The 14,577-nt window shown below is 44.7% G+C and carries 10 protein-coding genes and 1 pseudogene; 4 read left to right on the plus strand and 7 right to left on the minus strand.

Features of this window, described 5'->3' with window-relative positions; translation table 11 throughout:
• Positions 1-41 precede the first annotated feature (41 nt).
• Both QT996_RS14190 and QT996_RS14195 read right to left on the minus strand, forming a co-directional pair.
• The gene (locus tag QT996_RS14190; RefSeq protein WP_333047243.1) at positions 42-1,091 is read right to left on the minus strand and encodes a DUF1611 domain-containing protein; all 1,050 of its coding nucleotides are present in this window, start codon (positions 1,089-1,091) and stop codon (positions 42-44) included.
• A gap of 158 nt (positions 1,092-1,249) precedes the next feature.
• Positions 1,250-2,329, minus strand: coding sequence for a dipeptide epimerase (locus QT996_RS14195; protein WP_333047245.1), 1,080 nt, complete (start codon positions 2,327-2,329; stop codon positions 1,250-1,252).
• 158 nt (positions 2,330-2,487) lie between these two features.
• Between QT996_RS14195 and QT996_RS14200 the strand changes: the two genes are divergently transcribed.
• Positions 2,488-2,934, plus strand: a complete 447-nt coding sequence (locus tag QT996_RS14200) for an NADAR family protein (RefSeq protein ID WP_333047246.1) — start codon at positions 2,488-2,490, stop codon at positions 2,932-2,934.
• A 454-nt stretch (positions 2,935-3,388) separates the two neighbouring features.
• On the opposite strand, the gene QT996_RS14205 is transcribed toward QT996_RS14200, so the two are convergent.
• Together QT996_RS14205 and QT996_RS14210 are read right to left on the minus strand one after the other, a co-directional pair.
• The gene (locus QT996_RS14205) at positions 3,389-4,093 is read right to left on the minus strand and encodes a hypothetical protein (RefSeq protein ID WP_333047248.1); all 705 of its coding nucleotides are present in this window, start codon (positions 4,091-4,093) and stop codon (positions 3,389-3,391) included.
• A 195-nt stretch (positions 4,094-4,288) separates the two neighbouring features.
• Positions 4,289-4,495, minus strand: coding sequence for a hypothetical protein (locus QT996_RS14210; RefSeq protein WP_333047250.1), 207 nt, complete (start codon positions 4,493-4,495; stop codon positions 4,289-4,291).
• Positions 4,496-4,887: 392 nt separating this feature from the next.
• Between QT996_RS14210 and QT996_RS14215 the strand changes: the two genes are divergently transcribed.
• The 3 genes from QT996_RS14215 to QT996_RS14225 all read left to right on the plus strand — a co-directional run bounded on the left by QT996_RS14215 (position 4,888) and on the right by QT996_RS14225 (position 10,212).
• Positions 4,888-7,842 (plus strand): tetratricopeptide repeat protein, encoded by a 2,955-nt coding sequence (locus QT996_RS14215; RefSeq protein ID WP_333047252.1) that lies wholly within the window; start codon positions 4,888-4,890, stop codon positions 7,840-7,842.
• A gap of 167 nt (positions 7,843-8,009) precedes the next feature.
• Positions 8,010-8,726, plus strand: a complete 717-nt coding sequence (locus QT996_RS14220) for a Uma2 family endonuclease (protein WP_333047254.1) — start codon at positions 8,010-8,012, stop codon at positions 8,724-8,726.
• Positions 8,727-8,862: 136 nt separating this feature from the next.
• Positions 8,863-10,212, plus strand: a complete 1,350-nt coding sequence (locus QT996_RS14225) for a 16S rRNA (cytosine(967)-C(5))-methyltransferase (protein ID WP_333047256.1) — start codon at positions 8,863-8,865, stop codon at positions 10,210-10,212.
• 23 nt (positions 10,213-10,235) lie between these two features.
• Here the strand turns inward: QT996_RS14225 and QT996_RS14230 are convergent, their stop codons facing one another.
• The 3 genes and pseudogenes from QT996_RS14230 to QT996_RS14240 all read right to left on the minus strand — a co-directional run.
• Positions 10,236-12,788: a penicillin-binding protein 1A gene (locus QT996_RS14230; RefSeq protein ID WP_333047257.1), complete on the minus strand. Its 2,553-nt coding sequence runs from the start codon at positions 12,786-12,788 to the stop codon at positions 10,236-10,238.
• A gap of 239 nt (positions 12,789-13,027) precedes the next feature.
• Positions 13,028-14,038, minus strand: coding sequence for a chlorophyll synthase ChlG (gene chlG, locus QT996_RS14235; protein WP_333047258.1), 1,011 nt, complete (start codon positions 14,036-14,038; stop codon positions 13,028-13,030).
• 294 nt (positions 14,039-14,332) lie between these two features.
• Positions 14,333-14,500 (minus strand): annotated as a pseudogene (locus QT996_RS14240) (DUF29 family protein); the annotation flags it as partial.
• Positions 14,501-14,577 lie beyond the last annotated feature (77 nt).

Below are 14,577 nucleotides of genomic sequence, written 5' to 3' on the forward strand. Positions count from 1 at the left end.
TTTTCAGTAGCTATTTGCTGGTAGGTGTTGATTGTAGCATATCAACTGTCGATCGCCTCCAACAAAACCTCCGCGCCCAACCTTACGGGATCGGTACAAGGCAATCCCGTTTCTGCTTGAACTTCAGCTATTGCTAACAGCGCTTCTGGCTCATTTAAGTGATGAGTGTTGAGGGCGAGCGCACTTACTTTTCCCCCTGAAAAAGCACCCGCAGCAGCGACTACCATTTCGTACAGTTCGACCACTTTTGATAACCTGGGAATCGATACGTGCGGGTGATTGCGAATGCTAGTTTGTCCGGCTCGGTGCGCTAAAATTAAGTGAGTTGGCTGCGAACCACGCAACAGTGGCAGAGTCGCCGTCGAACCCGGATGCAATAGCGAACCTTGCCCTTCTACGTGCAGAATATCGCATTTAGAACCCAATTTGATCACCATTTGTTCGACAGCACCAGCGGCGAAATCAACTCGCACGGCATCCAAAGGAATACCTTCATTTCCGATCATTAAACCCGTTTGACCGGTTGCCAAAAATTTGGAACGCAAACCCCGCTGTAAGCAAATGCGATTGAGTTCTAAACTGGTTGACATTTTGCCAACGCTCATATCTGTGCCGACAGTTAATACGCGGCGACAGCTTAATTTAGCAGCGGCGGCAGAGGCGATCGCACCGACAGATTTCGGTTCCTGACGCACGTCCCAAATCCATTGATTTTCGGTTAACGGAACTGTTATCAAAGGTGCCAGTTTCGCGTGCAAACCGTTGACCACTGACAAACCTGCTGCTACCGCTTGATTAATTTCTGGCAGCCATTCCGCAGGCAAAACCCCGCCGGAAGGAGCGATACCAATTAGCAGAATATCCGGCGCAAATTGCAGTGCTTCTGCAACGGAAGCAACTATCGGTACTTGTTGAGGAATGCCCGTTAATTGAGGTAAAGATTGTCCGGCACATTGGCGGTCTATTACTGCTACAATTTGTGCTTCGCTGTAGCGCAAAAATGCTAAACCTGTTTTGCCGGAAGAACCGAGAATTCCCTCGTGGAACAAGATAGCAACTTTGCCATTTTTGATGGGATAGTTTTTATTCATTGGTTCACTGTAAGTTGAGAAAGCTTGAAAGTATATAAGCCCTGGAGGCAGTGAGTGAAGCTGTATCTTTCGCGAGCCCAAGGAAAACAATTGCCAAGGTTATGATAGCTTGATCTTCTGTTACATGGTAAAGTTTATTTGCGCCGACCTACTTACTTCTATTCTACAATCTTAATTCGCCGCACTCCCAATCCCGATCGCTCGTTTGGCAGCAAACACCCATTTTCGATGATCGCACCGGTGAAAGGATCGTCTAATAAATTTAAGTGACTGTCCAAATCCAAATAGTCAGCTAGGGGCGATAGTTGTGCTGCTGCTGTATTTGCGATCGCGCTATCTGAATAGCAGCCGAACATTACTTGCAAATTGCAAGCTTTTGCTGTGTGAATCATCCGCCTTGCTTCGGTCAATCCGCCTGACTTCATCATTTTGATATTGATGCCGTGGACGCAGGTCGCTAACTTGGGTATATCAGAACTATTAAAGCAACTTTCATCAGCAAAAATTGGCAGGGGCGATTGACGGTACAGTTCTGAGAATTCATCCATATCGGCGACGGGTGAAAGTGGCTGTTCTACATAATTTATCTTGTATTTTTCTAGCCAGCGACACATTTCTAGGGCGCTGGGAAAACTCCAACCGCCGTTAGCATCTACACTGATTTTAAGGTTGGCTGGTGCTTCGTCTAGCACTGCTATTAACATAGCTTTATCGGCTTCAATTCCTTCGGGATTTCCTAATTTAACCTTAACGGCGCGGTATTTGATGCTTCCTGGATACGTCGCATCTTTACCAAACCAATCGCGCACTCTTTCTCTTGCACCAGACGGCGAATTAATGCCGATTGTGACCGAGGTGGGGACAATGCGCGATCGATCTAATCCCCACATTTTCCACAGCGGCAAGCCTGCTTTTTTGCCTAGCCAGTCGTGCATTGCCATGTCGATGCCGGCGCGGGCGGCTGAGGGTAAGTTGACCTCTGTTAATACTTCTTCGATTTTTTGGCTATCGAACGGAGTAAACTTTTCTAGCAGCGGTGCAACTTCCTGCAATGCGGCTAGCAGGCTTTCGGTAGTTTGGGGTCGAGAACCTGTGGAAAACGGCGAAGCTTCTCCCCAGCCTTCGATGCCTTCGTGTGCTAATTTTACCCATAAATTGGTACTTTGGGCTGTTGTACCACGGCTGATGGTAAGGGCAAACCGCTTGCGGACAGTGAAGGTTTCAATTTGAAGGTGCATGATTAGTTATAAGTAGTGAATTGGGTTAAAAAAACTTATTTTACTTTTGAGATTTTACTAAAAATGTGTAATAAACTCAACTGCTAATTGTATGTTGTGGCATAATTATAAGTAGGAAAATGTGCGTAGTACACAGCCTGCATTAGCAATAAAATATTATGACTATCTACTTCTACAGCACTCGCAGCGAATACGGCTGTTTTTCTAATTTTTCCAGTCATGGATTTGAGTTAGCTGGAGAATATTGGCAAACTACCGAACATTATTTTCAAGCACAAAAGTTTCCCGAAACGCATCACTGCGAACAAATTCGCCAAGCAAAAACCCCGAAAGATGCCGCCAACATGGGCCGAGATCGCTCCCGTCCCCTCCGCAAAGATTGGGAAGAAGTAAAAGATGATCTCATGCGAAAAGCTGTACTCAGAAAATTTGAAACTCATGCCGAAATTAAAGAAATTTTACTCGCTAGTGGCGATGAGGAAATAGTCGAAAATTCCCCTAGTGATTACTATTGGGGTGGCGGGAAAGATGGTAGTGGCAAAAATATGTTGGGACAGATTTTAATGGAAGTAAGGGAGATATTGCGAAAACGCACGCTAGAGTAAAACATAATTTAAATTTCCCATCATAAAGCAGGACTTGTTTAATAGTAAGTCCTGCAAAGCTCTAAGCGAGCATTTTCCCAATTTTATTAAACACGCTGACTCAAAAATCCGCCTGACAAACTGTAGAATTTTGTGCCAATCTCCTCAGGCTGTTCTGGTAGAGGGTTTAGCCTCTCTCAGAAGACTGCAAAGCAGGGGAAACGGTAAAAACCCTGCACCACATTTTGATTTCAACAACTACGGTCAACCGGAATTAACTTTTATCGTCGCAAGTACAGCATTTGTTGGCCAGTCGCCTCCCGGACACCGTTCTCCTTAGGTTGGCGATTCACAGGTCAAACAGCAAAACTCCTATTCTGGTTAAAGTTGGTTTTTTTATTGATGCTGTATCTTTCCATTGTGTGGGATTTGGGGAAAGAGTTAGCTCTTGTACAGAATTCTTTACATTTGTGATTTATTTGGATATAATCGCGCCACTCTGCCGCATTTGCTGTTGAATTCGGTTAAATTCTTTCTGTTCTTCGCTTAGCAAAGTATTGTCGATCGGCGATCGCATATCCCACTGCAATTCGGACAATAACAACAAACAGCCAGCCATAATTATTCCTGTGGTTAGATATTGCCAAGGTGCAACAAAAGTTAACAGAGGGATGCTAAATAAATGAGTTAGTCCAATCAGGAGAAAAGTGCGCGATCGCAAACCGAGTCCCGTACAAAAATAGCCGATCGCGCTCAACCCCAACCACAAATCGCAAAGGTGCAGTAAGAAACTTCCCCAACCGGCAAAAATACTGCAATCGGTCAAAACCAAACCAGTTATCATCAAAATCGCCCAAGAGTAAAGAATCCAGCTAACTCGCTCGACTCTTACCCAAAACAAAGTCAAAACGGTCATTGCTACAGTGCAAACTAAAGTCAAACTTGACCACAGAATCGCCTGAAAGCTCCAACTGATGGGGACAAACTGAGCCGTAAAAAAAATCCCCGCTGTCACCAAACCCCAAAGCAGAAAAGTTTGGTCGATGCGGGTATAAAGTCCTGAGAAAAGAGTAATATTTCCAATTTGCCAGCGGAGTTGCAACAGGCCATCGAGGTCTTGTACGTCGAGATGTTCCTGTTTGCAGCGGATTAGGGGTTCGGAGGCGTTGAAAAAGGTCATCCAGTGTTGGGGAAAGTATGAAGTTTTGTGTATTGTAACAAGTCTTAAGGAATATTTTTTAAATTTTTTCTTGTTCCCCGGATCGGCCTGGGGACGCAGATTTGGAGGCTCTGCCTGCCGCGAGTCTAAGACTTGCGAGGCAGAGCCTCTGGAACTCGGTTCCCACGCAGAGCCGGGGAACCAGGAAACCAGTGATTATTTGTGTTTTTTGTTCAGGGTTTTGGTCAACTGAGTAATCGAGTTGAGCAAAGTTTGGGAAAAGTAAGCCATTGCAATAATCACGGCTACTGCAACTCCTCCGTACATCAGTAAAGGCATGAAACCTCCAGTTTCAGGCGGTGTTGCCGAATCAGTTGGAGCCGTAGAAACCAGAATGAGTTGGTTGGTGCTAAAATCAGACATATAAACTCCTTGGTCTGTACAAAGACCATAAAAATGGGAACTCGACGAGCGTTTCTGGTGGCAGCCAGTCGCTCTGAAAAAAACAAGCGATCGAAAGCGTCTCTAGTAAAAGCTAGGGGCGCTTGTTTGCGTGTTAAGGGCAGTCTAACACTGCTTTGCAAAATATACAACAATATACACCAAAATTGACTTATCTTTTTTAAACCTATGGTAAATTAGACTTATAAGTTCTAAAAGCCTTGTATAACAAGCATTTTCTCCTCGTTCCCCCGCTCTGCCTGGGGACGCTGATCCGGAGGCAGAGCCTCCTGTTTTCCTCCGCAACCGACGAGGCAGAGCCTCTAGATATAGGTTCCCAGGCACAGCCAGGGAACCAGTTAAACCCAATAGATATGATGAAAAATACATTTATCTCTCGATTTACTCCTAGCTTGATGTCACCAGAAACCCTGGAAGCTATCTTAGTACAGCGTCACGCATTAGCAGAACGTTTAGTAGAGCTAATTCGGGTGAGCGCCCTAACAGATAACAAGCATTTTCAACTACTAATTGGGCCGCGCGGCATTGGCAAAACGCACTTGGTTTCCCTGATTTATCACCGCGTATACAACATGGAAGATTTGCGGGATAAATTTCTAATTGCGTGGCTGCAGGAAGAAGAATGGGGGATTGCGTCTTTTTTGGATTTATTGCGGGGAGTATTCCGGGCAATTGCTAAAGAATATGAGGCAGAATATAACGCTGAGTTACATGATGATGTTGAAAAGCTTTATGATTTGTCGCCCGAGCAAGCTGAATTTAAGGCGGCAGAATTGCTGAGAGACTTTGTTGGCAAGCGGGTGCTGTTGTTGATTGTCGAAAATTTAGAGGACGTATTTAGCGGCTTGGGGGATGTTGGGCAGAAGCAGTTGAGGGCGTATATTCAAAATTATTCATTTTTGACAGTTTTGGCAACATCACAAAGCTTGTTTGATGGACTCCAGCTCTCTAATAATCCTTTTTATAATTTTTTTGAGTTATATGAATTAGATGAGTTTAAGCTCGATGATGCTGTAGCTTTATTAAATCATATTGCCAAGTTAGAAGGAAATAATGATTTAGCATCTTTTATTGAAACTCCCACAGGGCGCGCTCGCATTAAAGTTGTGCATTACCTTTCTGGTGGCAGTCCTCGCGTCTACATTGTTTTTTCGGCTTTTCTGATGACTCCTGAATCGCTAGATAAATTGGTAGAACCGTTTATGGAAATGCTGGATAGCCTCACGCCCTACTATCAGGATCGGATGAAATATCTATCAAATCAGCAGCGAAAAATTGTTGATTTTTTGTGCGATCGAGGTGGTGCTGCACCAGTCAAACAAATTGCTAAACGCTGTTTTATCGAGCAGCGAACTGTATCTAGCCAACTTAAAGATTTGCGAGATAAGGGTTATGTCAAGACAGAGGAAATTGGACGGGAATCATGGTATGAATTGCGGGAACCCTTGATGCGTTTTTGTCTGGAGGTAAAGAAGCAGCGCAATAAACCGATTCAATTAATTGTGGATTTTATTCGGGTTTGGTATACGCGGCAAGAATTGCTGCAGCGATTGGGATTGAGGATGGCGGATGTTGATTTGGCGGAGAAAGAAAGTCATTTTATGTATCGGCAAGGTTTGAAACCGATTCCACCTGATGCTGTGATAGAACGAGAATATTATACGCGGGCGCTTGAGGCTATTGAGAGAAATGAGGAAGACCCGCGTCTGAAGGCTTATTTTGATGAAATTGAAAATTGTATCGAACAGAAAGACTATGTTTCTGCTTTAGCATATGCGGAAAAATTGGTAACAAGTCGCGGCGAGGCAAAGGATTGGGTACAAAAGGAACGCTGCTTAAATAAACTGGAACGCTACGATGAAGCTTTGGAATGTTTAGACAAAGCTATTGAAATTGACTCCAATTATGCGAGGGCTTGGGCGAATCGAGGCGATGTACTCGACAACCTCAAACGCTATGATGAAGCCTTAGTATCCTACGATAGGGCTATCGAACTTGACGAGAATGATCCGTGGCATTGGGCTAAGCGAGGTTATCTACTCAACAACCTCAAACACTATGAAGAAGCCTTAAAATCCTTTGATATGGCTATCGAACTTGACGAGAGTGATCCGTGGGCTTGGGTTCAGCGAGGGGATGTACTCGACAACCTCCAACGCTATGAGGAAGCCTTAGAATCCTGTGATATGGCGCTCGAACTTGACGAGAATGATCCGTGGGCTTGGGTTCAGCGAGGGGGTGTACTCGACAACCTCCAACGCTATGAGGAAGCCTTAGAATCCTGTGATGTGGCGATCAAACTTGATGCCAATTATAAGTGGGCTTGGGCTACCAGAAGTAATGTACTCAACTACCTCGAACGCTATGAAGAAGCCTTAGAATCTTACGATAGGGTGATAGAGCTTGATGCCAATGATTCGCCTGTTTGGGTGTTACGAGGCAATGTACTCAAAAACCTCAAACGCTATGAAGAAGCCTTAGAATCTTACGATCGGGCGATCAAACTTGATGCCAATGATCGGTGGGCTTGGGCTTTCCGAGGCATTGTACTCAACAACTTAAAACGCTACGATGAAGCTTTAGTATCTTTTGATCGCGCGATCGAACTTGACCCCAATGATAAGTGGAATTGGGTTCAGCGAGGTCATGTACTCGACGACCTCAAACGCTATGAAGAAGCCTTAGTATATTACGATCGGGCGATCGAACTTGATATCAATTATCAGTTGGCTTGGGTTTTACGAGGCAATGTACTCAAAAACCTCAAACGCTATGAAGAAGCTTTAATATCTTGCGACAAAGCGATCGAACTTGGTGATCAATCTTCATATGCCTTGTTCAACCGCGCTATTGCCCTTCTCGGATTAAATCATTGGGATGCAGGTATCGGCGCGTTATACGACGCATTCCAACGCCTAGAACCAGGCGAGGAAGCTTATGCAGAAGATGCCGATTTAATTATCCGCAACTTGTTCATCAACACGCACGATATAGCGATATCTCAAACTCGCATCACCAGCCTGATTGCAGTTTACAAAAAATACGAATATCTCTCAATCTTAGGACAGGGAATTGTGCGAAACATCCCCGTGCTAATGTCAGAAATGGTAAGCGACAAAGCCGCACGCACTTGGTTAGAATTGTGGCAAGAACTAACCAGCAAGTACGACGAATTCCAAATTCCCATCCGCCTGCTGAAAGCGGCTGTCCGCTATAAGGAAACAAAGGGCGACAGACGAGTTTTGCTAGAACTTGCCATAGAAGAACGCAATTTATTAGAACCATTGGTGTCAACCAAACCAGAATAAGTAAAACAGGACTTACGCACTCCGACAAAGAAACCGGGTTTTTTACCTAATCTTCGAGTACGAACGAAGTATTTTCGTAAAAAAAACAGGTTTCTGGGCCCCGTGGGTAAGTCCTATAAAATAGGTATAAAATAGAAATTGATGATACTAGCAAAGGACTCATCCCCATGACCGCAACAATTCCAACTAAAACCTCAGCAGAAATCATCTACCCAGACAGCGACGGCAAACCCATGTCAGACAATACCAAACAGTTTGAACTAATTGTCACCATTCAAGGCGGAATAGATGCCTTATACAAAGACAACGAAAATGTCTTTGTAGCAGGTGATTTGCTGTGGTATCCCGTGGAAGGAGATAACAAAACTCGCCAAGCACCTGATACGATGGTAGTGTTTGGCAGGCCGAAAGGTTACAGAGGTTCCTACCAACAGTGGCTTGAAGATAATATCGCCCCGCAAGTTGTCTTTGAAATCCTCTCGCCGGGAAATCGAATCGGAGCACTGTTTAAGCTGTTTAGTTTCTACCAGGATTATGGAGTCGAAGAATATTATGTCTACAGTCCAGAGGATAATGAATTAATTGGTTGGCTGCGTTCTGATGGAAAACTCAACTATATTGAATTAATGGATGGTTGGGTGAGTCCGCGTTTGCAGATCCGTTTTCAAACTGCATCGGGAGACTTGGAAATTTATCGGCCTGATGGACAGAAGTTTTTGTCTTATGTGGAGTTGTCAAGACAACAAGAATCAGCACAGCGACAAATGGAAATAACACAGCAACAAATGGAACAAGAACGGCAAGATAAAGAGTTAGCACAGCAAAAAGCCGATCGCCTATCCGAGAAATTGCGAGAAATGGGCATCAATCCAGAGGAAATTTGAAACTTTTAGAGACCACCTGCGGTTTAAACCGTTAGGTTTCTTCAACTAGCGAAGGCGAGTTTTGTCTGTGTAGACGCGGTTTCAACCGTCGGGTATTTGAATCACCTATAATAACTTGACATATCAACAATTCCCCATGCAAAATCCCCGCCAAATAGCTTTTCTCGCACTCCGCGAAGTCCACCGCCGCGGTGCATTCGCAGATGCCGCACTCGATCGCGCTTTCAGCAATTCTCAACTCAACGACCTCGATAGGCGTTTAGTGACAGAATTAGTCTATGGTAGCGTCAGGAGAATGCGATCGATCGACTTCATCATCGACAAACTAGCCACAAAGAAATCCTCCCAACAACCGCCCGAACTCCGCACCATCTTACATTTAGGTTTATATCAACTCGAATATCTCAACCAAATTCCCCCCTCCGCCGCCGTCAACACCACCGTTCAACTAGCAAAAGAAAACGGATTTTCAGGACTCAGCAGTTTTGTTAACGGTTTGTTGCGGCAATACATCCGTTTAACAGATAACAACTTAAACCCATTAACAGTTACGAATTATAAATCAAGCGTCGAACGCCTAGGAATTCTGCACAGCTTCCCCGAATGGCTCGTAAAATTGTGGATCGAACAAATAGGCGAAACCGAAACCGAACAACTCTGTGAATGGTTCAACCAATCCCCCACAATTGACCTGAGAATCAATCCCTTAAAAAGCTCGATCGCCCAAATCGAAGCTGCCTTCAAAACCCATAACATCTCAACTAGCAGAATCCCCAACTTACCACAAGCATTAAGACTAAATGGCAGCATCGGCGCAATTCAAAACCTCCCCGGATACAGCGAAGGTTGGTGGACAATCCAAGACAGCAGCGCTCAATTAGTCACCCATTTACTAGGGCCCCAGCCAGGGGAAACCATCATCGACGCCTGCGCCGCGCCGGGGGGAAAAACCACCCACAGCGCCGAATTAATGCAGGATGAAGGCACAATTTATGCCTGCGACAAAACCGCCAGCAGACTCAAAAAACTTAAAGAAAATGCAGACAGACTCCAAATGAAATCCATTAAAATTCATACCGGAGACAGTCGCCATTTCCCAGAGTTTGTTAACCTCGCAGACAGAGTTTTACTAGACGCACCTTGTTCAGGCCTCGGAACCCTCCACCGCCGCGCCGATGCCCGCTGGCATCACACACCCGAAAACATTCAACAACAATCGCAACTGCAATCGGAATTGCTAGCAAATGCAGCGACATTTGTCAAGCCCGGCGGCGTATTAGTGTATGCAACTTGCACCATTCATCCCTTGGAAAATGAAACAGTTATTCGATCGTTCTTAGACAGCAATCCTCACTGGCAAATAGAGCCGCCAACAATTGATTTACCCGTACAGCCATCACCCGAAGGATGGGTGAAAGTGTGGCCGCACAGACATCACATGGACGGCTTTTTTATGGTGCGGCTAAAGCAATTGAAAAAGGAGTAAAGTCCTTACTAAAAACCGGTAGTTTAATATCTCGGTTCTTGAGAAGCAGGCTCTTGATAAGCAGGCTCTTGATAAGCAGGCTCTTGATAAGCAGGTTCTTGATAAGCTGGCTCTTGCGGTGGGTAATACTTCGGTTCAGGATTAGGATTATAAGGCACGATCGCCCCCTCCTCATTCACAATCATCCCCCGAATAATCCTCTTAGGCTCCACCGGTTTCGCCTTAATACTGCCTTTGCGGCCCTCCAACTTAGGCAACTTCGGAAACTTCTCAACCGGCATTCCCTTAACAGCTTGACTCATAAAATCCCGCCAATTATACGCCGCCGTACCGCTAGTTCCCCAAGTCGGATAATTATCATCATTCCCCAGCCAAATGCCAGTCACCACCTGTGGAATGTAACCAATAAACCACAAATCCCGCACGTTTTCCGAAGTACCGGTTTTGCCTGCTACAGCGCGATCTGCCAAAGCAGCAGGCCCCCCCGTACCGTCTTGCACCACACCCTCCAACATCCAAGTAGTAATCGCAGCACTATCCTTATCCAAAACCCGCTTCGGTTTAAAATCAGCCTGATAAATCACATCTCCCCGCTGATTAATCACCCGAGTAATTCCGTGGGCTTCAATAAAATTCCCTTGCGATGCTAAAGTACCATAAGCATTTGTTAACTCCAGCAAATTAACCTCTGAAGAACCCAAAGCCAGGGAATAAATCGGACTCAATTTAGACTTAATTCCCATATCGTGGGCTACTTTTATCGCCGGTTCAAAACCCACATCCATCAACACCTTCACAGCTACGACATTCACCGAACGCGTCAAAGCATCCGAGATCGATCGCCAACCGCTAAATTTTTTGCCATAATTATTCGGTTGATAGCCGTCGATAATAATTGGTTCGTCTTCGTAACTGTCATAGGGAGAAAAACCAGCCGCCATCGCTGCTGCATAAACCAACCCTTTAAACGTTGATCCGGGCTGTCGCAAAGCCTGCGTAGCACGGTTAAACTGACTTTCCTTAAAATTTCCGCCACCCACCAGCGCCTTAACTTCCCCAGTCTTAGTGTCCATAGAAACTAAAGCCGCCTGTTCAAAACCCTGACTGCGGCCATCAACTTCGATCGCATTTTTAACCACCTTTTCCGCTATTTTCTGCCACTTCAAATCCACCGTCGTCTCGACAGTCAAACCGCCAGCTTCCAAAGCATCCTTAGAAACATAGCGCGGCAATTCCTTCCGAATGTAACTAGCAAAATAAGGCGCGACTACTTTAAATCGCTTCGGCGGACTTGGTTTAACCACCATAGGTTCCGCCATCGCCTCCTTCGCCTCACCCTCTGTAATTACCTTCGCTTCCTGCATTTGTTGCAGCACAAGATTGCGGCGTTTCTTAGCCATATCCGGATTAACCAAAGGCGAATATTCGCTCGGTGCCGGCGGCAAACCCGCCAAAGTTGCCATTTCTGCCAAAGTTAATTTATCGACTGTTTTGCTAAAGAAAACCCACGCCGCATCTGCCACACCGTAAGCATCCGAACCCAAATAAACTAGATTTAAATATCGTTCTAAAACTTGGTCTTTACTCAACTCTCGCTCTATTTTCTGAGCTAAAAGAGCTTCCCGGACTTTCCGCCTAATACTTCTTTCCTGATTGAGAAAAACAACACGAGCCAATTGCTGCGTAATTGTACTGCCACCCTGCACTAAATCTCTTTCTATCAAATTAGAAACAATGGAGCGCACAATACCTTGATAATCCACCCCGCGATGTTTGTAAAAACGGCGGTCTTCTATGGCAATAAAACCTTTAACCAACTGTTCAGGAATTTCTTTAAGTTTCAGTTTATCTCTAGTTGCAGGCCCCGACTGCAACAAAATCGTATTATCTGCTGCCTTAATTGTCAGCGTGCCGTCGCGGTTAAAGGCAGACAAATCGTTAACATCGGGCAAACCTTTGTCTAAGGTGTACAAAATCCATAAACCGTAGATTAAAGCGCCCCCTCCTATACTGACCACACCTAAACTTATCCAAAATCTAGGACGGCGGGGGATACGTTTTTTAGTATTTTCCTGCGGTGCGCTATTTTCCTGTAGTGGCGTATTTATCGGCAGTTGGGTGTCCTGCAATTGGCTATTTTCCGGAAATTTGCTACTCTCTGATTTTTGGGGTGATTGAGTTCCCAGCAAACTTAATCCCGGTCGCAACAATTTTTTTCCCTGGGTTTGCAAGCTGGTAACTTGAGGTTCAATTTCCAACCAAGCAATTAACCGCTTCAACCCTTCCCAATCGCGCTTGACTATTGGATATCGAGCGTATTCTGGCTCTAAATATTCTGAGTCTAAATATTCTGAGTCTTCTAGAGGCGCAGCATCTTCTGATACCACATACTCTCCTCGCTCATCCCTTGTCCCTGTATAAAATTCCGCCTCGGATTCCGGCGAGTTGAGCTTATTACCCTTCGCAGCCTTCGGCGGTTCTCGATCGGAATTACCGCTTATTGCGTTAGTGACTTTGCTCAATGTATCTTTGATATTTGAGAAAAATTCTGCCACGTTCTGACCTTCAAACCTCATCAAGTCCGATTAAAAATTAAAAATTAAAAAAGCTAGCTTTCTTAAATTCTTAATTTTTAATTCGACATTTTTTTTTGAATAATACGCTGCCTTGAATTAGATTTTTTGAATTAAAAACTTTTTAATTCACAACTCAAAATTCAAAACTTTTCTTAACGCTGCAGAGCTTGGTATTTTTTTGAGACGTGAATTAGGTTTTTTGAATTCAAAATTTTTTAACTCAAACCTCAAAACTCTGCTTAACTCGCATGACCCAGTGCCAAGGCTGCTACCAGCATACCCAAAACCAGGAAAGGCTGAGCACTTGCCTGATATTTAACATCATTTTCAAGAGGATTACGCAAAAAGTACATATCCTGAAAAGTAATTTGGGGAATTATCAGCAGCAGCAGAATGACAGCGTAAAGGTTTTGGTGGATGCTGATCAGGTAGCCTGCAATCCCAGCTTGAAAGATGTCGATCATCAACACGCAAATCCAAGCTGCGGTGCTGATGCCAAACATCACTGGCAAAGATTTTAACCCTAATTGTCGATCGCCTTCAACACTTTTGAAATCGTTGACGATCGCAATCCCCAGCCCAGCCAAACTGTAAAACAGGGTCAAGAGCATAATGGTGGGATCTAGTGTACCAAACAAAGCTTGACCCGCCCACCAAGGCAGGGCAATGTAGCTAGCACCCAGGGCATAATTTCCCAACCAACCATTCTGCTTGAGTTTCAGCGGAGGCGCAGAGTAGATGTAAGCTAAAAACGCGCCGCCGAGAGTCAAAACAGTCATTATCGGGAATTCATGACCCGCCCACAAGTCTAGAGCATAAGCCACCCCAATGCCAGCGGCTAATAATACCAAAATTTGCGTTACTACTTGGGGAATCGAGATAATCCCGGAGGGAATCGGACGGTAGGGTTCGTTAATGGCGTCGATGTCGCGATCGTAAAAATCGTTCAAAGTTTGAGTGTACCCTGCCAGCAACGGCCCTGACATCAACATACAAGCTGCTGCGATCAAGAAATTCTCTAGGTTCCAAACATAGTTTCCAGAAGACGCCGCCCCGCACACCACGCCCCAAATTAGGGGAATCCAGGTAATCGGTTTCATCAATTGCAAGCGAATCTTCCAGATGGAAGTTTCCCCGCTAGCGGCCCCTTTCATTCCCAACAGTTGCCTAGTTTTGGCACTGCGGTTGTCGGTAGCAGCACTTTCCGGTGCAGCTTCTGGGGAGATTTGGGATTGAGGAGAGTCAGACATAATTTGATGTTAGCGGTACTGCTACTATTGTGTCGTTTTGCATTTCAATAATAATTCAGATAGCTTACCACTGATATTTAAGGCAGATTCTTGAAAACTTACCCGGGTTTGGAGTTGATGCTAGGGAAAAGTACGAGTTTCACAATATATTGAGATATCATTATTTTTTGTAAATGTCAAGAGGATAAATACTTTTTTTTTATAATTTCGCTGAGCCCGCCTGCTGGGAGAGATTTTTTGCTAGCAGGTGCATTTAATGTCAATTACCAGGAGGCGATCGAGTTTTTTGTCATACTACCCTTGAATCATCTCATCTGGCAGAAAATCTGGCAACAATTCTGAATTTAGAACCTCGACAGCACTGTAGATACATAATTTCGGAAACGTCTCTACAAGCAATCCAGTTTCAGCGCTTGCTTGTTCTGCTGCATCCGCATAGCATTGGGCCAATACCTCTTCAAGAGACCTCTTGCGAAAGTGCGCTCGTTCTAGGTAAAATAAAAGAAAAAATTAGATTAATAATATGAATTACGAACAAT

The organism is Microcoleus sp. S13C4 (assembly GCF_036700865.1).
Taxonomy (GTDB): Bacteria; Cyanobacteriota; Cyanobacteriia; order Cyanobacteriales; family Microcoleaceae; genus Microcoleus.